This is a genomic window from Amycolatopsis sp. NPDC114504, from assembly GCF_055633595.1.
On the sequence record NZ_JBVKDU010000001.1, the window covers coordinates 329,452 to 349,985 of the forward strand.

General features: G+C 70.1%; 16 protein-coding genes. 8 read left to right on the forward strand and 8 right to left on the reverse strand.

Going from position 1 to position 20,534, the window contains the following annotated elements; translation table 11 throughout:
- Window positions 1–3: 3 nt before the first annotated feature.
- Window positions 4–216 carry a DUF5808 domain-containing protein gene (locus ACZ7PG_RS01615; RefSeq protein WP_470237147.1) on the reverse strand — a complete coding sequence of 71 codons (213 nt, stop codon included), beginning with the start codon at window positions 214–216 and terminating at the stop codon, window positions 4–6.
- A 39-nt stretch (window positions 217–255) separates the two neighbouring features.
- A complete protein-coding gene (locus ACZ7PG_RS01620) occupies window positions 256–567 on the reverse strand; it encodes a helix-turn-helix transcriptional regulator (RefSeq protein WP_470237148.1) in 312 nt (103 codons plus the stop codon).
- A 185-nt stretch (window positions 568–752) separates the two neighbouring features.
- On the opposite strand from ACZ7PG_RS01620, the gene ACZ7PG_RS01625 reads away from it, so the two are divergent.
- On the forward strand, window positions 753–1,685 hold the full coding sequence (locus tag ACZ7PG_RS01625; RefSeq protein ID WP_470237149.1) for a TerC family protein: 933 nt from the start codon (window positions 753–755) through the stop codon (window positions 1,683–1,685).
- A gap of 256 nt (window positions 1,686–1,941) precedes the next feature.
- Here ACZ7PG_RS01625 and ACZ7PG_RS01630 read toward each other — a convergent pair whose 3' ends face one another.
- Both ACZ7PG_RS01630 and ACZ7PG_RS01635 read right to left on the reverse strand, forming a co-directional pair.
- The gene (locus ACZ7PG_RS01630; protein ID WP_470237150.1) at window positions 1,942–4,074 is read right to left on the reverse strand and encodes a N,N-dimethylformamidase beta subunit family domain-containing protein; all 2,133 of its coding nucleotides are present in this window, start codon (window positions 4,072–4,074) and stop codon (window positions 1,942–1,944) included.
- Window positions 4,075–4,218: 144 nt separating this feature from the next.
- Window positions 4,219–5,670, reverse strand: coding sequence for an aromatic amino acid ammonia-lyase (locus tag ACZ7PG_RS01635; protein ID WP_470237151.1), 1,452 nt, complete (start codon window positions 5,668–5,670; stop codon window positions 4,219–4,221).
- Between the two features lie 78 nt (window positions 5,671–5,748).
- Here ACZ7PG_RS01635 and ACZ7PG_RS01640 point away from each other — a divergent pair, with 78 nt between their 5' ends.
- From ACZ7PG_RS01640 to fxsT, 5 genes are all read left to right on the forward strand, one after another.
- Window positions 5,749–6,573 carry a MurR/RpiR family transcriptional regulator gene (locus ACZ7PG_RS01640; protein ID WP_470237152.1) on the forward strand — a complete coding sequence of 275 codons (825 nt, stop codon included), beginning with the start codon at window positions 5,749–5,751 and terminating at the stop codon, window positions 6,571–6,573.
- Window positions 6,539–7,873, forward strand: a complete 1,335-nt coding sequence (locus ACZ7PG_RS01645; RefSeq protein ID WP_470237153.1) for an MFS transporter — start codon at window positions 6,539–6,541, stop codon at window positions 7,871–7,873. The genes ACZ7PG_RS01640 and ACZ7PG_RS01645 overlap by 35 nt, the downstream gene beginning before the upstream one ends.
- A gap of 236 nt (window positions 7,874–8,109) precedes the next feature.
- Window positions 8,110–9,543 (forward strand): VMAP-C domain-containing protein, encoded by a 1,434-nt coding sequence (locus ACZ7PG_RS01650; RefSeq protein WP_470237154.1) that lies wholly within the window; start codon window positions 8,110–8,112, stop codon window positions 9,541–9,543.
- On the forward strand, window positions 9,543–10,559 hold the full coding sequence (locus tag ACZ7PG_RS01655) for an AAA family ATPase (RefSeq protein WP_470237155.1): 1,017 nt from the start codon (window positions 9,543–9,545) through the stop codon (window positions 10,557–10,559). The genes ACZ7PG_RS01650 and ACZ7PG_RS01655 overlap by 1 nt, the downstream gene beginning before the upstream one ends.
- A gap of 4 nt (window positions 10,560–10,563) precedes the next feature.
- Window positions 10,564–14,775 (forward strand): FxSxx-COOH system tetratricopeptide repeat protein, encoded by a 4,212-nt coding sequence (fxsT, locus tag ACZ7PG_RS01660; RefSeq protein WP_470237156.1) that lies wholly within the window; start codon window positions 10,564–10,566, stop codon window positions 14,773–14,775.
- Here fxsT and ACZ7PG_RS01665 read toward each other — a convergent pair.
- From ACZ7PG_RS01665 to ACZ7PG_RS01675, 3 genes are all read right to left on the reverse strand, one after another.
- The gene (locus ACZ7PG_RS01665) at window positions 14,772–16,556 is read right to left on the reverse strand and encodes an HEXXH motif domain-containing protein (protein WP_470237157.1); all 1,785 of its coding nucleotides are present in this window, start codon (window positions 16,554–16,556) and stop codon (window positions 14,772–14,774) included. The genes fxsT and ACZ7PG_RS01665 overlap by 4 nt on opposite strands.
- A 26-nt stretch (window positions 16,557–16,582) precedes the next feature.
- Window positions 16,583–16,759, reverse strand: a complete 177-nt coding sequence (locus ACZ7PG_RS01670) for a hypothetical protein (protein WP_470237158.1) — start codon at window positions 16,757–16,759, stop codon at window positions 16,583–16,585.
- A gap of 162 nt (window positions 16,760–16,921) precedes the next feature.
- On the reverse strand, window positions 16,922–18,139 hold the full coding sequence (locus tag ACZ7PG_RS01675) for an oxygenase MpaB family protein (RefSeq protein WP_470237159.1): 1,218 nt from the start codon (window positions 18,137–18,139) through the stop codon (window positions 16,922–16,924).
- A gap of 129 nt (window positions 18,140–18,268) precedes the next feature.
- Between ACZ7PG_RS01675 and ACZ7PG_RS01680 the strand changes: the two genes are divergently transcribed.
- Window positions 18,269–18,931: a TetR/AcrR family transcriptional regulator gene (locus ACZ7PG_RS01680; RefSeq protein WP_470237160.1), complete on the forward strand. Its 663-nt coding sequence runs from the start codon at window positions 18,269–18,271 to the stop codon at window positions 18,929–18,931.
- Window positions 18,932–18,959: 28 nt separating this feature from the next.
- Window positions 18,960–20,066, forward strand: a complete 1,107-nt coding sequence (locus tag ACZ7PG_RS01685; RefSeq protein ID WP_470237161.1) for an acyl-CoA dehydrogenase family protein — start codon at window positions 18,960–18,962, stop codon at window positions 20,064–20,066.
- On the opposite strand, the gene ACZ7PG_RS01690 is transcribed toward ACZ7PG_RS01685, so the two are convergent.
- Window positions 20,063–20,530 (reverse strand): MarR family winged helix-turn-helix transcriptional regulator, encoded by a 468-nt coding sequence (locus ACZ7PG_RS01690; protein WP_470237162.1) that lies wholly within the window; start codon window positions 20,528–20,530, stop codon window positions 20,063–20,065. The genes ACZ7PG_RS01685 and ACZ7PG_RS01690 overlap by 4 nt on opposite strands.
- Window positions 20,531–20,534 lie beyond the last annotated feature (4 nt).

Below are 20,534 nucleotides of genomic sequence, written 5' to 3' on the forward strand. Positions count from 1 at the left end.
ATCTTAGCGCCGCTTCGCACGCAGGTAGCGTCGCGGATGGACGACCCAGTAGAAGTTCAGGTCGTACCCCCAGCCGAAGGCCTTCGGGGTCCAGAGCCGCCGGTCGCCGGGGTTCCAGACGCGGGCCCGCAACCGGCTCGCGGTGGGCGGCCGCCAGTCGTACGGGACGCCGGCCGCGTGTCCCTGGGGCTCGAGCGGTTCTTCCGTTCCGGCCATCGTCATCACCTTCCCCGACCAGGGTGTACCCGCGGGTGATCAGTGGTCAACCGGCGGCCGGCCGTTCGTCCGGTGACGTTCCGGGCCCAGGGCCTCGACCAGCTCCGCCACCCGGTGGTGGGCCTCCAGCGGGTGACGCAGGCGGCTTTCCGGGTGGATCGTGTAGTGGTTGCGCCGGCCGACGCGCTCGCGCTCGACGTAGCCGTCCGCGATCAGGTCCGCGAGGATCAGCTGGACGCCACGCTCGGTGATGCCGACGCGCTCGGCGATGTCGTGCAGCTTGTGGTCCGGGTCCTCCGCCAGGCACAGCAGGACGTGCGCGTGGTTGCTCAGGAACGTCCAGCCGGCCATGGGGGCAGCATAGCCGTCCACACTTGACAGACGAAGCACAGTTCGTCATTCTGGAGGAGACGGAGGGGAGTACCCGCCCGGTCCGGCATCGTCAATCCGGCTGCCACTGCGCAGACCCGGTGCCGGCACCACCTTCGGGTGGTCGGGGAGACCTCCGGTTCGCGACCGAACCGGAGGAGTGTGCTGTGACTGTCCCCTTCTGGGCCTGGGCCGCCGTGCTGGGCGTCATCCTGCTGATGCTGGCCGTCGACCTCTTCGCCCACCGCAAGGCACACGTCGTCGGCGTCCGCGAAGCCCTGACCTGGTCGGGTGTGTGGGTCGCGCTGGGCGTCGCGTTCGGCGCCGTCGTGTGGTGGGTCTGGGGCGCGGAGCTCGCAGGCCAGTACTTCGCCGGCTACGTGATCGAGAAGTCCCTGGCCGTCGACAACGTCTTCGTGTTCGCGATCATCTTCGGCTACTTCGCCGTGCCCCGCGAACACCAGCACCGCATCCTGTTCTACGGCGTCATCGGCGCACTGGTCTTCCGGGCGGTGTTCATCGCGGCCGGCTCGGCCCTGCTGGCGAGCTTCGCCTGGATCCTGTACGTGTTCGGCGCTTTCCTCGTCCTGACGGGCATCCGGATGGCGCTGCACCGCTCGGAGACGGTGGACTACGAGCAGAACGTCGTCCTGCGCGCGTTCCGCCGGCTCGTCCCGTCGACGGATGTCCACCACGGCAAGAAGTTCCTCGTCCGCGAGGCGGGCCGCTGGGTGGCGACGCCGCTGCTGGCGGTGCTGGTGCTGATCGAGGTGACCGACGTCGTCTTCGCGGTCGACTCGATCCCGGCGATCTTCGCCGTGACGCAGGAACCGTTCCTGGTGTTCACCTCGAACGCGTTCGCCATCCTCGGCCTGCGCGCCCTGTACTTCCTGCTCGCCGACCTCATGCACCGCTTCGTCTACCTCAAGCTCGGCCTGGCGCTGGTCCTGGTCTGGGTCGGCGCGAAGATGCTGCTGCTGGAGATCTGGAAGATCCCGACGGCGCTTTCGCTGGGCGTGGTCGGCCTGATCCTCGCGACGGCGGTGGTCGCGAGCCTGCTCAAGACCCGCACCGCCGCCGTCGTCCCGCCGCCGACCTAAGGGATGTCTCGTAACACGGTGTCGGGCTGTCTGGTCCAGTGGTTGATCCTGTCGGTGTGGTGCAGGTGATCACAGCGTCGCAGCCCCTCCGGCATCGCCGAGACTCACCGCAAGGTCCGTGCCCGCGTCGAGCACGTCCTGCCCGGATGAAGAACTTCAAGATCCTTCGCGACTACCGCCGCGCCGCCACCGTCGGCCCGCCGCCGACCTAGCGGGCGGCCGGGGTGGTCCGGCGAGCCGGACCGCCCCGCACCGGTCACGCGCCCGGTGCCGGCCGGGCCACCGCCCGGGCGAAGACGTTCCGCAGCAGCTGCTGCACCGCCGGGTCCACCCGGATCGCGCCGTTGAACGTCAGCGACGACGTGCTGAACACGAAGCCGCCGCCCGGGAGTTCCTTGCAGACCATGGCCGCGCCCGCCCGGTCGGTCGGGTTCGTGCCCTGCGCGATGACCGCGGACGGCGGCACCTCGCCGTCGAAGCCCTGCAGGGTGTCGAACTCCCACGCGCTCGCCGCGCCGTTGCGGCCGTCCGCGCCGAACTCGTCGCCCACCGACAGGCCCGTGCCGGCCAGCAACGGGTGGTCGTGCAGCACCTCGTACGGCGCGAACGTCATCCAGCCCTCGTACTCGAAGTTGACGCCGAGCAGCTGCGACTCCGGCAGGTCGTAGTGGTCGAGGAACAGGTCGCGGCTGCCGTCCGCGGCGCGGAACGTCAGCTTGGTGCCGTCGGTGTTGAACTCGGCCCGCTCGTAGATCTGGTTGCCGCCCATGGCGATGACGCTGCCGCCCGCCGCGATGTAGTTCGCCAGGTTGGTGCGCATGGTCATCGAGAAGTACTCGGGGTGCGCGCCGAGCACGATCGCGCTGTACGACGAGAGCCAGCCGCCGGTGTGCAGGTCGCGGTCGGTGTAGCAGTCGAACCCGATCTGCTCGCCGCTGAGCCATCGCAGCAGTTCCAGGTCGCTCCACAGCTCGTTGTCGTACTGCCCCTTCGGCGCGATCAGCCAGTCGTAGCTGGGCCGCAGGAACGAGATCACGCGCCGGACGCCGGGCTGGCCTTCGGAGTACTGGTCGTGCCCGCCCCAGCCGTTGTAGGCGTGGTAGGTGTTGGTCGGCAGGACCACCGCGATCTTCTGCGCGGGTGCCGCCGGCCGCACCACGAACGGGATGTGCTGCACCCGGCCGAACGGCCCGGTGAACCGGGCCGAGTACACCCCGGACGGCCAGCCGGCGGGGATGGCGACGCCGTAGCGCTCGGCCCAGCCGCACCCGGCCGAGCGGTAGTTCGACGGCAGCGCCTGGATCCCGCCGGTGACGGTCGTCGTGCCGGTGACGGCCGTGGGCGTGTCCCCGCCGGGCACCACGCGCACGAGCTGCGCGGTGACCGAGCCGAACGCCGTCGACAGCGCGATGGACACCCGGCCGCCGGCGGGCACGCTCTGCCGCTGCGCGTACCCCTGCAGCCCGGCGCTGCGCTCGATGGTGAAGCCCTGGCCGACCAGCTGGCCGGTCGAGTTGTTGATCCACTGCGCCCCGCCGTCGATGTCGACGGTCTGGAAGTTGGTCATCCGCAGCTCGATGAGGTCGCCGTCGTCACCCGGCACGGTCGAGTGGTCGATCCGGACGAGGTAGATGGCGCCGTTGGCGACGCCGGTGAACAGGTCCCGGCGGATGAGCTCGAACCAGTCGCTGTCGCCGATCACGATGGGCGACCCGTCGTTCGCCCAGCCCTCGCCGTCGCGGTAGCGGAACCAGGTGAGCGCGCCGGTGCCGCCGACGGCGTAGATGACGTTCCCCGTGTCGGCGAACAGGTAACGCGCGACGTTGAACCCGCCGCCGAGCGCCTCGGGCGTCTCGAAGGTGCCGTTGATCCGCCGCGACCGGTGGAGGACGCCGTCGGCGTCGACGCACCAGATGACCCCGCCCGGGCCGCCGAAGATCCGCGGGTAGGCGTCGAACCCGGTCCCGACGACGACGCCGGTGCCGCCGTTGGCCCAGGAGCCCGCGCCGGTCTCCAGGTCGGTGACGATCCGCTGGTAGTACAGCACGGTCCCGTCCCCGCGAACGCCGTAGAGGACGCCGCCGGTGTCGCCGAGCACCGTGACGAAGTCCTGCCACCCGGAGCCGATCTGCACCCCGAAGCCGCCGCCCGCCCAGTCGAACGCGGCGGTGGACCAGCCCTTGTGCCGGAACCAGTACAGCGCCCCGTCCGCCTGGACGCCGTAGAGGATGCCGTCGCCACCGCCGACGAACCGGCTCCACCGCTGGTGCGGGTCGGCCGCCGAGACCGCCGCCGCGGCGGCCGCCGGCATTTCGTTCGCCCGTCGGTAGCCTTCGGGCACTTCGGCTTCGCTGATCGGAAGTTCTTCACGACCGGTGATGAATCCCATGCTCACCCCCACGCTTTCGGCGTACGCCCCTCGCGGACGCCTACCTCTCAAGCGCACGAGAGGCCGTGGAGGTTTACACGATCGGGTGACGACTACCCGATAAGCGCAACCGTGGGTGGCGATCTGCGCCGGCTGTCGCAATTGTCAGAGCACGGCGAGGCGGTCCAGCAAGCGCTCGGACTGCTTGATCTCCGCGCTGAGCGGGTGGTCCTCCGGGATGTGCGGCAGGCCCCCGTCGGCGAGGCGGAACGCCTCCCGTAGCGGGGTGTCCGGCAGCGGCGCGCCGGACAGCCGCAGCGCGCGCACCGCGCCGAGCAGCTCGCACGCCAGCACCGTCCGGTACGCGGCGGTGGCGGCGACCGTGCTGCGGACGGCGTGCGTGGAGAAGCTCGCGTGGTCCTCCAGCCCGCGGGAGATCACGGCCGTGCCGAGAGTGACCGGCGAGGCCGCGTGCCGCAGCGTGCCCAGCGCGTCGTGCGCGACGTACTCCAGGATCATGATCCCCGAGCTGCCCGCCGGCCCCTCGGCGAGGAACGGCGGCAGCCCGCTCAGGTCGGGCTCCACCAGGTCGCCGAGGCGCGCGGTGGACAGCTCCGCGACGTGGTGCAGGGCCGCGCGCAGCTGGTCGAACGCCAGCGCGACGTACGCGGTGGAGAACTGGCCGTGGTGGTAGGCCTGCTCGGTCTCGACGTCGATCAGCGGGTTCTCCGCGGCGGCGTTGATGTCGATGGCCAGGACGCGTTCGACGGCGGCCGCGGCGTCCAGCGCCGGGCCCTGCACCTGCGGGAACGCGCGCAGCCCGAACGGGTCCTGCAGCCGGCGACCCTCCGGCAGGTCGCCGGCGGCGGTGAGCAGGCGGCGCAGTTCGGCCGCGCACCGGACGGCGCCCGGGTGCGGGCGGGCGGCGTGGACGCGTTCCGAGTACGCCTCGGCCGAGCCACCGAGCGCGCAGAACGTCAGCGCCGTGACGACGTGGCTCGCGGCGAGCAGCCGGCTCAGGTCGTGCCAGGCGAGCACGGCCTCGCCGAGGGTGGCGGCGTTGCTGGAGATGAACGCGAGCGCGTCGCCCGGGCTGATCGCGACCGGGTCGAGGTCGCCCGCCGCCCACGGCAGCTCCCCCGCCAGGGTCAGGGCGATCTCCGCGAGCTGGGCGAGGTCGCCGGTGCCGATGGCGCCGCGCGAGTGGACGTGCGGGAGCGCGCCGACGCGCAACGCCGTCTGCAGCACCTCCAGCAGCCGCGGGTGCACGCCACTGCCGCCGGCGGCGAGCTGGTTGAGGCGGATGGCCATCACCGCGCGCACGGCGTCGTCGGGCAGCGGCTCGCCGGTCCCGCCCGCGTGGCTGCGCAGCAGGCGCAGGCCGTGGTGGTCGGCCGACTCCGGGTCGACGACGGTGTGCCGGTTGGCGCCGACCCCGGTCGTGCGGCCGTAGACCGCGCGCTTGGCGCCCAGCTCCACGGCCAGCTGGTAGCCCGCCTCCGCCCGCTTCACCGCGTCGGCGCCGAGCTCCGTCGACGCGCTGCGCCGGGCCACGCGCACCACGTCGGCGCACCGCAGGCCGGTCCCGCTGATCTCGATGCGGTTGGTGTCGGTCATCGCCACCTCTCTTGACAAGTTTTCATTCATTCCTAAGGTGACATGAAACTACTCATTCACACAAGGACGGAGGCCCGAGTGTCCCGGTCGCTGCACGAGCTGCTCACCGCCCACCGGCTGACCCCGGCGCAGCGGCGCATCGCCAGCTACCTCGCCGACCACGCGGCCGAGGCCGTGGCGCTCACCAGCGCCGAGCTCGCCGAGTACGCGCAGGTCAGCCAGCCATCGGTCACCCGGTTCGTCGCGTTGCTCGGTTTCGACGGCTATGCCGGGTTCCGCCGCTACCTGCGCGAAGCCGCGGCCGAGCCCGAGCCGGAGTGCGGCGGCAACAAGTTCCAGGACGCGATCGACGCCGATCTCCGCAACCTCGGCGCGTTGCGGACGCAGCTGGCCGACGACACCCGGCTGCGGACGCTCGCGGCGGGGCTGATGGAGTCCGTCCCGCTCGTCGTGACGGGCTACCGCGTCTCGTCGGCGCAGGCAGCCTCCTTCGCTTACCTGGCCACGAAGATCCACCCGGACGTCCGGCTGCTGACCGACTCCGGCAGCGTCTTCGGCGACTCCCTGCGCCACGCCCACCGGTGCGGCGCCCGGACGCTGGTCCTGGTCGCGCTCCCCCGCTACCCGCGGGAAAGCGCCGCCGCGCTCGAGCAGGCCCGCGCGCTGGGCCTGCGCACCCTGCTGATCACGGACCGGCCCGTCACGGCGCTCACCCCCCTCGCCGACGACGTGCTGAGCGCGGGTGTCGCGTCGGAGTTCGTGTTCGACTCCCACGCCGCGGTGGTCTCGCTGACCGTGGCGCTGGTCGAGGCGATGGCCGACGCGGCCGGCGCCACGGCCCGGCAACGACTGGAAGGCTTCGAAGACTATGCCGCAGAGCACGACCTCTTCCTCCCCGAGTGAAGCGGACACGGCCTTTGACGACGTCCCCCTCAACCGGTTCCACCTGCGCATCACGGCGCTGACGTTCTGCGCCAACTACTCCGACGGCTACGAGCTGGGCATCATCAGCATCGCCCTGCCGGTGATCGCCTCCTCGCTCGGTTTCGGCGCGGTGTGGGAAGGACTGCTCGGCGCGTCGGCGCTGATCGGGATCTTCCTCGGCAGCGTGCTCGTCGGCTGGGCGGCGGACAAGATCGGCCGCCAGCGACTGTACACTTTGGACTTCCTGCTGATCGCCGTCGCGTCGGCCGCGGAGTTCTTCGTGCAGGATCCCGTGCAGCTGTTCATCCTGCGGCTCTTGATCGGGATAGGCATCGGCGCCGACTACGCGCTGGGGCCGACGCTCGTCGCGGAGTTCGTCCCGCGCAAGTACCGCGGGGGGCTGCTGGCATCCCTGACGGTGCTGTGGACCGTGGGTTACGTCGCGGCGTTCTTCCTGGGCAACTACCTGGTTTCCCTGGGCGGCGACTCGTGGCGCTGGCTGCTCGCGACGAGCTGCGTCCCGGCGATCGCCGTGGTGCTGCTGCGCATCGGCGTCCCGGAGTCGCCGCGCTGGCTGCTCACGCAGGGCCGCCTCGACCAGGCCCGCGCGGTGGTGCGCCGGCTGCGCGGCGACGAAGCCGCGTTCGAGCGGCTGGTGGCCACCCACCGCCCGGAGCGGCGGGCGCGCTACCGCGAGCTGTTCGGCAAGCGGTACCGCCGCGCCACGGCGTTCGGCGCGATCTTCTACAACGCGCAGGTGATCCCGTACTTCGCGATCTACACGTTCCTGCCGCTGGTGCTGCTCAAGATCGGCATCGGCGAGGAGGACACGACCAGCGACGGGGTACTGAACCTGTTCCTGCTGCTGGGCAGCTTCGGCGGCCTGTGGCTGGTGGCGAAGATGACCCGCCGCGGCCTGACGATCTGGTCGTTCGTGGTGCTGATCGCGACGATGGCCCCGATGGCGCTCTGGCCGGACGCCCCGACGGCGCTGCTGTTCCCGCTGTTCCTGGTCTTCACGTTCACCATGTCGGCGGCGGTCAACCTCGACCAGGTGTACCCGCCGGAGCTGTTCCCCACGGACCTGCGCAGTTCGGGCGTGGGCCTGCTGAACGGGTTGAGCCGCGTGGGCTCGGCGATCGGCACGTTCCTGCTCCCGCTGGCACTGGACGGGATTGGCTTCTCCCCGACGATGCTGATCCTGACACTGGTCCTAGTCGTGGGGCTCGTGGTGTCGGTGAAGTGGGCCCCGGAGACGAAGAACTCCATGCTGGACTGAGGCTCGCGGGAGAACCGGGCTCCCCTCTCCCCCGGTTCTCCCGAACCGTCACCCAGAGCGCGTGGCAGTGCCCACGACAGGGCCGTCCGGCGGCCGGCAATAGGCCGTCCGGTTGAGATCGCACGCCAGTGGTTGTCCTCACGGGTCCGGCTGGGATATCTCGTTAGGTCCGCGGGAGAGGGAGTGGCGGCTTGACGTCATGGAACAGCTCAGACTTCCCGAGTTCCCTGGGCTTCTTGATCGACTGTCTCGAACAGATTCCGTCCCTGCGTGACCCCGGCTGCCGGCGGCTCTGCCTGGAGCTGCTGGCCGATCACCTCGGCATGCCGCTGGTCGTGGAGGACCTGCCGACGACGCGGGCCAGCCTGATCGGCATCGTGCAGGCCTGCCGGCGGCAGCACCCGCGGGCGCTCGCGGCGTTCGTCGACGCCGTCGAGCAGATGGAGCCCGGGTCGATCCCGGTTCAGCGCGCCCGATCCGCCGTCGAAGACATGGCCACTCTCGATCTCGTCACCGACAGCGACCGGCGGGAACTGCTGAACCTGCTGGGCGAAAATCCGAGCGGCCGGCTGGCCGAGCTCGTGCGCGCGGCCGCCGGGTCCGCCGCCGAGCTCATCTCGGCGGACCACCGGCCTGCGGACGCCCTCGCGACCCTCGAACGGATGAACGCCCAGCCGGACGGGATTCCGCCGTTGCTGCTGTTCGTCGAGTACCTAGCAGCGGCCGCCGACGAGCTGCGGGCCGAAGGCCTGCGCGACTGGAACGACCGGCAGGCCGCGCTCCTGGGCGTCACCGAGCAGATCAGCGCAGTCCGGCTGGCGCAGGCCACCGAACCCGAGACGCCGGAGGACGTCGTCGCCTACCTGGTAGTCCGCATCGAACCGGACCTCCTCGACACCGACATGCTCGTCGTCGTCCACTGGCGGCACAACGATCCGACCGGCTGGCGCCCGCGGCGCAGTGGGCCGTTCACCGGCGACCTCGGCGCCGTCCGCGCGCACGTGGCCCAACTGGTCGCCGAGGCCGAGACCGGTTGGGCCGCGGACGCCGCCGCGATCCGGATCGAGTTCCTGCTCCCCTATTCGCTGCTGAACCTGCCCGTCGACCAGTGGGACCTGGAAGCGGGCAGCTCGCTGCCGCGTCCGCTCGGCCTGCACTACCAGGTGGTTCTCCGTAGCCTCGACCGCGCGCGCTCGCCGCGCTGGCACCGCGAATGGCGACGGCGCTGGGACCTGCTGAAGAAAATTCCTGCCGAACTGACGAATCCGGAAGAACACTGGCTGTGGAGCGACGGCGCGAAATTGCGGCACCTCGCCGCGCTCGACGCGAAGCTGGCCGAGCAGAAGAAGGCCGTCTCACTCGTGCTGCGTTCGATGCCGGACAGCCTGGTTCCCGGCGAGGTGCTGGTCGGCGTGCGGGCCGGGATACCGGTGATGATCTGGCACCGCACCGAAGCCGCGCGCACGATGTTCGAGGCGGAGGTCAGGTCGCTGTACGAATTCCTGCCCGAGCTCACCGAACGTCTACGGCTGCTGCGAAGCCGGGCGCGGCAGGTTGCCCGGCCCGATTCCCATGTGGGCAGCCGGGTTTCACTGCTGTGGGACGACCCGGAACGACCCGTCGAGCCGCAGGATCCCCCCGCGGCCCCGATCGAGGAGGTGCCCGCCTGATGAGCGGTGCCGAGATCCCACCATGGTGCGTCTACCGCGGTCACGGGCTGCCACCGCCGGCCGGCGAGGACGCTCCCGCGCTACCCGAACCGCCCAGTTGGCGCACCTTCGACGGCGGCCCAGCCCTGCCAGTACCCCCAGGCTCCGACACCGAGTTCGTCCGGCGACTCGGCGTACCCGCCATAGCCTCGGCACGGGATGCGATCCTCGAAGAGGTCCTGACCGTGAACGCCGCGCTGTACCTGCGCCGCCCCCTGCTGATCACCGGCAACCCCGGCACCGGAAAGTCCAGCCTGGCCTACAAGATCGCGCGCGAACTGGGGCTCGGACCGGTGCTGCGCTGGCCGATCAGCAGCCGCACGATCTCCCGTGACGGGATGTGGACCTATGACGCCATCGGCCGCGTCCAAGCCGCTTCGACCGACGAGGGCGCTGACATCGGCGGGTTCGTCCGCCTCGGCCCGCTCGGTACCGCGCTGCTGCCCTACGAACGGCCGCGCGTGCTGCTGATCGACGAATTGGACAAGTCGGATATCGATCTGCCGAACGATCTGCTGGCGGTGTTCGAGGACGGCGACTTCGAAATCCAGCCCCTCACCAGGATCGCGGCCACCCAGCCGGAAGTCACCGTCTTCACTCACGACCGCGGCGGCCGGGCGACGGTGCGCGAAGGGCACGTGCAGTGCCGCGCGTTCCCGGTCGTCGTGGTGACGAGCAACGGCGAACGGGACTTCCCACCCGCGTTCCTGCGCCGCTGCCTGCGGCTTGACATGCCTCAACCCGGCTTCGAGCAGCTCGTGAGCATGGTCGCCGCGCACTTTCGCGACGTGCCGCCACGCAGCGACGACCTGATCCACGAATTCCTCGCCAGCAGCGGGCAGGAAGGCGGCCTCGCCAACGACCAACTGCTCAACGCCCTGCACCTGACGACCTCCGGTGCGCATCAGCACGACGCGAACTGGGAGGTGCTGCGCGACACCCTGTGGCGGCGCCTCAACGTCCGGGGAACGGACTGAAGCGATGGCCGAACCGGTCGACCGCCTCGCCAGCGAGGCACTCAACGCGGACGAGATCGCCGATGCGGTCTGGCTCGCCGCTCGCATCGCGGCGAACGAACCACCGCGCGCGGAAACGCACCCGCGGCCCGAGCGCCCACCACCACAGCCGCCCGAACCGGAGCCAGCACCCGGACAACCGCCCGAGCCTCCCACCGACCACCCGCCGCCGGTCCGGCCGGAACCGGCCCGGCCCGGCGATCACCCGGAACCGCTCCCCGTCGAACCGGTGCCGGTACGGCCACGGATTCGCAAACCTCCGGCGGCCCCGCCTGCCCGCTTGGTTCCACCGAGCCTGCCCAGGGGGCTGGCTGAGGCACTGCGTCCGCTGAACCGCCTCGTCCGGCTCAACCACCAGACCGAACTGGACGAAGAAGAGACGGCGGTCGCGGCCGCCGAAACCGGAGTCTGGCTGCCCGTCGACCGGCCCTCGCGGGGCCATCCGTTCGAGGTCGTCCTGGTCACCGATCGCAGTACGTCCATGCGGTTGTGGGAAAGCACTTCGCGGGCCTTTCGTGCCTTGCTCGAGCGGCAGGGCGCGTTTTCCGACGTCAAGACGGTCTCGGTGGACACGGACGCCCCCTCCGTGTGGTCCGTGGAGACTGCTCCGGGCACCGGCAGCGAACCCGCGCAGTTGTCCGACCCGACCGGGCGGCGGCTCATCGTCGTGCTCAGTGACTGTGTCGGCGTTGCCTGGCGCAGCGGGTCGATGATGCAGACCATGGAGATGTGGGCACGGACGTGCCCCGTCACACTAGTTCACCTTCTCCCGGCCGACCGCTGGAGCTGGACCGGTGTACGGGTAGCGCCCCGGACGCTGCAGACCATCCTGTCCGGCACGGCGAACTCGATTCCGGTACTGGAACTCGCACCACGGCACCTGCGCCGCTGGGCTGAGCTGGTTTCGGGTGCCACCTGCGTCCGGCTCCCCGTGCTCGTCCCGTCGTCGGAGGACGACCTGCCCTCTACCGAGGACATCGGAGCAGGTCAGGCCGAAGAAGCCCTGTCCGCCGAGGAAAGGCTCGACCGATTCCTCGCGACCGCCACCCAACCCGCGATTCGGCTCGCCGGACTGCTGGCTGCCGCTCCACTGACAACGAGGGTGATCCGAGCGGTGCAAGGCACCATGATGCCGAACTCCCGATCAGCGCATCTGGCCGAAATACAGCTGGGGCGGCTGTTGCACAGGGTTCCGCCAGGCCCCAACGGGGAAAGCTCGGCTGTCGAATACGACTTCGGGCCGAAACTGCGCAGGGGCCTGCTGGCGACGGTGTCTCGCGCGGACACCGCGCGTGTCCTACGTGTGGTGGCCGACGTGCTCGGCCCGCAAGAGCCGGCAGTGGCCAACCTGCGCGACGTGTTGCGGGCCCCCGACGACTCGCGGCTTCCGGGGATCACGTCGCACACCGAGCCGTTGCTCGCCGTCCAACGTGATGTGCTGCGAGCGTTGTCGGGACCGTACGTCCGGCGGGCGAACCGATTGGGCGAGGCCTTGGAACGCTTTCGGATTTCCCGCGATGATGCCCGTCCTGGAATGACGCGAGGACCCGACACCGGCCGCGATCACGGCACGGCACCCTCCGTACCGTCCGACCGCCTGGCCGAGCCCATCAAACCACGGGGATTGGCTTCATCCGTGAGCACGACCGGATCGGAGCCGGACACGGAGGCCCGCCGCTCCGTCCAGCAGCCTGCGGTCTGGGGTGGCGTTCCGCTGCGCAACGTCAACTTCATCGGGCGCGGGGACATCCTTCGGGCGCTGCGAGATGAGCTGGCCAAGTCGACCCGTACGGCGGTACTGCCGAGCGCGTTGCACGGTATGGGCGGTATCGGCAAGTCGCAGATCGCGGTCGCATACGTTTACCAGCACGCCGAAGAATACGACCTGATCTGGTGGATCCCCTCGGAGAACCCGTCGGAAATCCAAGCGTCACTGGTGAAGCTGGCGAAGCGGCTCGACCTTCCGGTGGAGCAGTCCGTCGACACCGCGGTGCCCGCCGTACTGGAGGCGCTGGGCGGCGGCGAGCCGTATCGCCGCTGGTTGCTGGTGTTCGACAACGCCGACCGGCCCGAGGACGTCCGCCGGTTCTGGCCGCGGCGCGGTGAGGGCCACATCCTCGTGACGTCGCGGAACCCGCAGTGGTCCGAGGTTTCGCAGGCGGTCGAGGTCGACGTCTTCCGGCGTTCGGAAAGCCGGGAACTGCTCCAGCGGCGCAACCACGACCTGGCCGACGAGGACGCCGACCGGCTGGCCACGGTGCTGGGCGACCTGCCGCTGGCCGTCGAGCAGGCCGCGGCCTGGCGCGCCGAAACCGGCATGGCCACCGACGAGTACCTGGAACTGTTCGAGAACAAGCGCACCGAACTGCTCCAGTCCCGGCCGCCGGCGGACTACGACGTCGCGGTGGAAGCCGCGTGGAACGTCTCGCTGGACCGGCTGCGCGAGGAGAACCCCGGCGCGCTGGAACTGCTCGAAGTGTGTGCTTTCTTTTCGCCGGAACCCATTCCGCGGGCGATGTTCAGCGGTGTCCGCAACGTCCCGACCACCGAGGCGCTCGAGCAGACCCTCGGCGACCCCATCCAGCTGGGCCGCGCGATCCGCGAGATCAACCGCTACAGCCTCGCCAAGATCGACCACCGCAGCGACACGCTCCAGCTGCACCGCCTCGTGCAGCTGGTGCTGCGCAACAAACTCGGGCCGGACGACCAGGACCGGGTGCGCCACACCGCCCACCTGCTGCTCGCCAACCGCGACCCGAAGCAGCCCGACTCGGTGGACTACTGGTCGCGCTACGCCGAACTGCTCCCGCACATCCGGGCCGTCGACGCCCGCAACTGCACCGACCGCTGGGTGCGCCGGATGGCGATCAACGCGGTCAACTACCTCTTCGCGTTCGGCGACCCGGCGGGCGCGCTGGAGATGGCTTCGGACTACGCGCAGTTCTGGAACGAAAAGCTCGGCGAAAAGCACCCCGACACCCTCGTCGTCTCACGGTGGTGGGGGCGCATGCTCCGCGCGCTCGGCCGGTTCGAAGAAGGCCGCACCGTCGCCGAGCGAACGCTCGCGCTGATGCAGGAAACGCTCGGCGAAAAACATGAAGAGACACTGCTCACGATCCACGGCGTTGCCTCGGATCTACGGGCGAAAGGCGACTTCGAACGGGCACGCCAGATGAACGAATTCGCGTACCGAAGTGCGCTCGAACGTTTCGGTGAGGACGACCCGGATACGCTCGCCGCAGCCAACAACTACGCGCTAAGCCTCCGCCTGGTCGGTGACTTCGCCGCAGCCCGAGACCTGGACGAGGAGACGGCACTGCGCAAGCAAACCGTTCTGGGTACGGACCACCGGCACACGCTGCTGACGCTGGACAACTGGTCGGTGGATCTGCGCGAGACCGGCGACTACCTGCGGGCGCGCACCGAGCAGGAAGACACTGTTCGCCGGATGCGGGCGCAGCTCGGCAGCCGGCACCCGATGACGCTGTCGGCGATCAAGAACCTTGCGATCGCCTACCGCCGGGCCGGCCACCATCGCGAAAGAACGGCCCTCACCCTGGCCATGGAGGCCACCGACGGCTTGGTCACCAAATACGGTGAATCACATCCGGACGCGATGTCGGCGACCATGGACCTGGCCATCGAGCACCGACAGGACGGCAACCTGGCCGAAGCCAGGCGGCTCGGCGACCACGTCAAGGGTCTCTACGAAGCGACATGGGGCAAGAAACATCCCTTCAGCGTCGCGGCTGCGACCAACCTCGCCGTCACGTTGCGTCTGCTCGGTTCAGTCGAGCAGGCCCGTCGGATGGACGAACGGGCGCTCGCCGACATGACGGAAGCCCTCGGCGAGGATCACCCGTTCACGCTGGTCTGCGCGACGAACCATGCGAGCAACCTGGCCGAGTCAGGCGACTACGAAGGCGCCTACGCACTGGACCAGGCGACCGTCGAACGCTCCGGGCGCGTCCTCGGGCCAGATCATCCGTCGACCCTGGCGCTTTTGGTCAACCAGGCACTGGACCTCCGAGGACTCGGCCGCACCGACGAGGCGGACCGCCTGCAGCTGAACGCCGTTCAGCGGTTACGCCGGGTTCTGGGCTCGGAGCACCCGGCGACCACCGACGCGCAGTTCAACCACCGCGCCAACTGCGACATCGACGTGATGCAGATCTAGCCGAGCCAGCGAGCCAGCCGAACCGCGCTCAGGGCGTCCTCGCTGCGGGCCCGGACTGCACCGTGGACTGCGAGAACCAGCTCCGGCCGGGTCAGCAAGGCAGGCAGCCGAGTGGCCAGGGCGAGACCGGCCCACGCCGGACGAGAGTCGGGAGACTCCTCGATCTGACGCTCGTAGAGCTTGGCCGCGGTCTGCTCGTCGCCGTCGAACAGGGCCAGGTCGGCGGTGGAGATGCCGGCGATGTCGACCGTCGCCAGAGCGGGCTCGGCCTGGTAGGCATCGTACCGGCCGGGTTCCGTGACCCACGTCCGCGTGAGCTCGAGCCGAGCCCTTTCCGCGCTCCCCGGCTCCGGCACCAGAACCGGTGGCGCTGCAGGGAGGGCCGGGCTCGGACGGTTTTCCAGCCAAGCCTGAGCCAGGTCACCCGCCACCACGTCCGGAATTCGCAAGTGGCGCAACCGCCAGCACAACCAGTGGTCGAGATTCGCCCGTTCGGCCGCACGTGCGATGTCGTCCAGAACCGGCTCACCGCTCCACGAGCTCAGCCGTTCGCGTGCGGTGGAAAGGAACCGCCGCCCCAGTTCCGACGGGACCGCGTCGGTGAGCAGCGTGTTCACCGCGTGTGCCGTCTGTTCACGCCGGTAGGCGAACTCGAACTGCGCGGCTCGGGCACCCGGGCCCGTCTCCACCGGATGGTGGTCGCGGTAGAACGCGGTGACGCCAAGAAAGGAGTAGGCACCGTGCAAAAGGCCGCCCGGCGGGCGCGGGTCGTCGCGCCAGGGGGCGTAGAGGCGGGCAGCGTCGTCGGCGCCCGGTTCGAGCAGATCGACGAGCGACGACAAGGCACCGAACTTGTTGTGGTGGAACTCGTGGACCAGGATCTCCGCGAAGGTCACCGGATCCGGCGGCAGGGAGAGGACCACGGAACCGAAGACATCGTTGTGCGACGCGCTGTACGGGGTGAACCGGTCCACCGCCGTGGCCCGGGGCACCAAGGTCGTGAGCCCTGCCGCGAGCTCGGACGCCGTCTCGGAATGGTGTTTGGCCAGCAGCCGCCAAGTGCCCTGCAACGCCTCCGACCACGACGTCAGTTCATCGACTTCGAGCCGGCGTGGCGCGACAGGTTCGCCGAAGGCGCGGTACGGATCGATGTCGTCGAGCCACAACGCGGCTTCGTCGGTCCGCAAGGTGCGTACCGCGAGCCAGCCCACACCATCGGTCGACCTGTTCTCAGGCACCGCCACACTGCCGGTTCGTCCCCGCACGAGGACCTCGTCGCGTTCGGCGTGCACCTGCGCGACTTCCCACTCTCGATCACCGCCCACTTCGGCGAGGCCCAACGTGGGCAGCATGATCCGGCCACGCCACACCGGAACCCCGCAGTGGAACTCGAGCCCGGCGCGGATCGCCGCGGCCGCCGCCAGCCGGTGGAGATCGCCCAGTTCAGCCCAAAGCGGCGGAGCGCCCGGGTCCCTGCCGCCGCTCGCGAGCCGCTTGAGCATCTTCGCCGGCCACAGGCCGACGTGCGGATGTGTGAGGACGAGATCCGTCGCGGAGGGATCACGCTGCTGCGAAGCGACCAGCAGTTCCCAGGCTTCGTCCAGCGACGTCAGCGGACCCAGCGACGACGCGAGCTCGGTGACCCGGTCGAGCACCGCGCGCAGCAACGTCAGCCGCCTGCTGCGATCAGCCTGCTTGAGCTGTCCGGCTAGGACCACGTCGCTCTTGCCCGTGGCCATGGCGTCGAAACTCGCCATCGACACCCGGTGGGTGTCCAGCACCGGGTGCGTATCCCCTACACCGCTGTTCAGCGGGCGTCCGGCGCCTGGTTCTGGAGAACGCCGATCTTGCCGCACTCGGTCCGTCCCGCGACCAGCTTCAGGCTGCGGACCAACGCCGGATCGTCACTGGTGCGCAAATGGGCCAGGGGAAGTGTGCTCAGGTCGACCATGGTCGTCGTAACTTCGCCCCGCAACTGTCCCATTCAAGGTCCTCCCTCACGCCCCGTCACCGGGAACGCCAGCATAGTGCAACCCGGTGCGGCGTTCGCGGGCAACCACTCGGCGAGTCGGACCAGCACGCCGGCGGAAGATCGAGCGAGGAAGGAGCGTCGTCGATCCCTCCCCCAGGATCGACGACGCCGGGGTCAGGACGGGCGGTTCGCGTCGGGGATCTCGATGCTGATCGGGTTCCCCTCGGACAGGAACAGCAGCGTCGCCTGGCGGATGATCTCGTCGAACGTCCAGTACGCCGCCGGGGCCAGCGGGAACGGGAGCAGGCCCTCGCGGACCGCGATGAACGGGCCCCAGGCCACGTCGAGCAGCGGGTCCCAGACCGGTTCGCGGGGGATGTGCAGCCAGTTCGCGATCTGGTCGCCGAGCATGAACCGTGTGAACGCGCCCAGTACGTGCGTGCTCAGCACGCCACCGTCCACAGTGGAACCGAGGTTGAGCAGGATGTCGGCCAGGGCGATGCCCTCGTCGGTCGGCGCCAGCACCGGGGTCAGGATCTGCTCGGCCTGGGTGTTCGCTTCGGTCCACGACGCCGGGATGTACTCGTCCATGATGCCGAGCATGTGCGCGGTCAGCTGCCAGGAGTGCAGGAACCCCTCGGACTCCGCGCGCGGGATCGGCACCTCCCACGAGGTCAGCTTCCCCATCACGGTCGTCGGCAGGCTGTGCCACGTGACGAGCATGTCGCGCTGGCTGATCGGCACCGTCTGGTCGGCGGTGCCCGTCCACTGCGGCGACTGCGGCAGCAGGTGGCGCACCGCTGCGTGCACCAGCCGGGTCTTCACGCAAGTCACGATCATCTCGCCGTCGGGGGCGAAGGCGTTGCGCGTCATGATGTCGTAGCCGAGCTTGGCGGTCTTGGTGATGCGGTCCTTCATGGCCGCGCCACCCTTGGAGTAGTACACCGCGCGCGCCTCGTGCGGGATGACCGTGCTGATCATCCCGCTCGCCAGGCCGTACAGGATGCCGAGGTAGAGCCCCCGCTTCTCGGTGAACGCGAACGACTTGGCGAGCTTGCCCGAGTCGGCCCAGGACGGCAGCTGCCGCGCCCGCTCGACGAAGTCCCGGACGTCGGCGGGCAGGCCTTCGGGCAGCGCCTGGCCGTTCTTCTTCCACGTCCGCAGCAGCGCGTTCACCGCCGGCACGTCCCCGCGGTCGATGACCGACGCGAGCAGCGCGTCGGCCTCCGGGTCCCACACCCACCGGGGATCCGCGCCCGCCCCGGTCCGGGCGACCGACGCCGCCGCCGGCCACGTCCACAACGCCGGCGACGCCACGGTCACCGCGCCCAGCACTCCCAGCGTCCCGCCGCGTTTCAACGCGAGCCGCCGGCTGACTTCGTCCTTGGCCATCGCTTCTCCTCCGGAGCCGAGATCAACAGTGATGCTCGAACATTCAGGTACAGTGATACGCGACTTGCCTCCTTGTATCAGAGCATGATGTGCTGACCCCTGCAAGCCCCCGAGTGGAAGGATCAGGAGGTGGTTGTGGACCAGCCGTTCATCGGTGCCCCGGGCGCGGAGTCACTGCTGGAGCGCGCCTACATCGACGCCGTCGAACAGGTCGACGACGCCGACGACATCCGCGTCCGCGTGCTCGACGCGGCCTACGAGCAGTTCTGCCGGATGGGCATCCAGCGGTCCACGATGGAGGACGTCGCCAAGCGCGCCGGGCTCTCCCGCATCACCGTCTACCGGCGGTTCGCGACGAAGGACACGCTCGTCGAGCACGTCGTGCGCCGCGAGTACCGCCGCTACTTCGACCGGTTCCTCGTCGAGATCAAGCAGGCCGAGACGGTCGCCGACCGGGTCGTGCTCGGCTTCGTGAGCTCGCTGCGCGCCATCCGGGGCAACCCGCTGATCGGCGGGCTGATGGCCGCGGAACCGGGCCTGCTCGCGTCGTCGATGATCACCGACGACGGGCGCACGCTGGCCACCGTGCGGGCGTTCGTCGCCGGCCAGCTCCGGCAGGAGCAGCACGCGGGGACCGTGCGCGCCGAGCTGGACGCCGACGTCGTCGCCGAGCTGATGGTCCGGATGTCCGGTTCCTTCCTCGCCATCCCCAGCCACGTCATCGACCTCGACGACGAGGCGCAGCTGGCCGCGCTGGCCCGCCGCTACCTCGTCCCCATGCTCGAAGCCTGAGCTCGTACCCCTACCGCCGGGAGCACTCGTGAGCCTTTCCACCGAGCAACGCGACTTCGTCGCCGCCGTCGACGACTTCTGCCGCCGGGAGGTGGGCGAACGGACCACCCCGCACGACGACGCGCTGTACCGGAAGATGGCCGAGCTCGGCTGGCTCGGCGTCGCCGTCCCGCGGGAGTACGGCGGGGCCGGCCAGGGGATGCTGGACCTGGTGCTGTTCCTGGAGACGACGGCCTACCACCAGGCACCGATCGGCGGGTTCGCCACGTCGGTGATCACCGCGGCGTCGTACGAGAAGTTCGCCTCGGAGGACCGCAAGCGCGCGGTGCTCGGCGACTTCCTCCGCGGCGAGGTGCTGGCCGTCTCGATGTCCGAGCCCGGCGCGGGCTCCGACGTCGGAGCGCTGGCGTGCAAGGCCGCCCGCCAGGACGGCGGCTGGGTCATCGACGGGCAGAAGACGTGGTGCTCCAACGCGCACCTCGCCCGGCACATCCTGCTGGTCGCGCGCACGTCCGCCGACGGCGGCAAGCACGACGGCCTGACGATGTTCTCGGTGCCGGCGGGCGTCGAAGGGCTGGCGGTGCACGGCATCGACACGATGGGCGGGCGCGAGGTGAACGACCTCTACTTCACCGGCTGCGCCCTGCCGGCGGACGCGGTGGTCGGCGAGGTCGGCCAGGGCTGGCGGCAGCTGATGGCCGGGTTGAACCTCGAGCGGATGATCCTGGCGGCCCTGATGCTCGGCACGGCCCGCCGCGCGTTCGACGACACGGTGTCCTACGTCCGCGAGCGGCGGCAGTTCGGCCGTCCGGTGGGCTCGTTCCAGGCCCTGCGGCACCGGATCGCCGACCACGCGACCGAGCTGGAATGCACGCGCCTGCTGGTGCACGACGTCGCCCGCAAGATCGACGCTTCGGGCGGGAAACCGTTGCCACGGGAGGCATCCATGGCGAAGCTCAAGGCAACGGAGTTCGCGAAGGCCATGGCGCTCGACGGAATGCAGATGATGGGCGGCTACGGCTACGCGACCGAGTACGGCATGGAACGCCTCCTCCGGTCGACGGTGGTGTCCACGGTGTACGGCGGCACGAGCGAAATCCAGCGCGACATCATCGGCAAGACGTACGGCCTCTAGCCGAGCCTGGCCCGCAGCGCCGCGGCGATCTCGCCCGCCCCGGTGAGCTGCTCCGGGGTCAGCGCGTCCACGAACAGCTCGCGGACCGCCGTCAGGTGCGGGACCGTCGCCGCGCGGAACGCCGCCGCACCTTCCTCCGTCAGCACCACCTCGGCGCCGCGGTTGTCCGTCCGGCACTCCTCGCGGCGGATCAGGCCGCGCTTCTCCATCCGGCCGAGGTGGTGCGACAGGCGGCTGCGCTCCCAGCCGATGTCGTCGGCCAGCTGTGACGACCGCAGCCGCCGCTCGTCCGCCTCGCTGAGCGCCAGCAGCACCGCGTAGTCCCCCGGCGAAAGCGCGCACTCCGCCTGCAGTCGCGCGCCCAGTTCGGCGCGCAGGGCTTCCGCCGTCTCGATGAACCCGCGCCAGACGCGCAGCTCTTCCGTGGTCGGCAGCACGCGCCGGCGTCGTGTCGTCTCCGTCACCCTG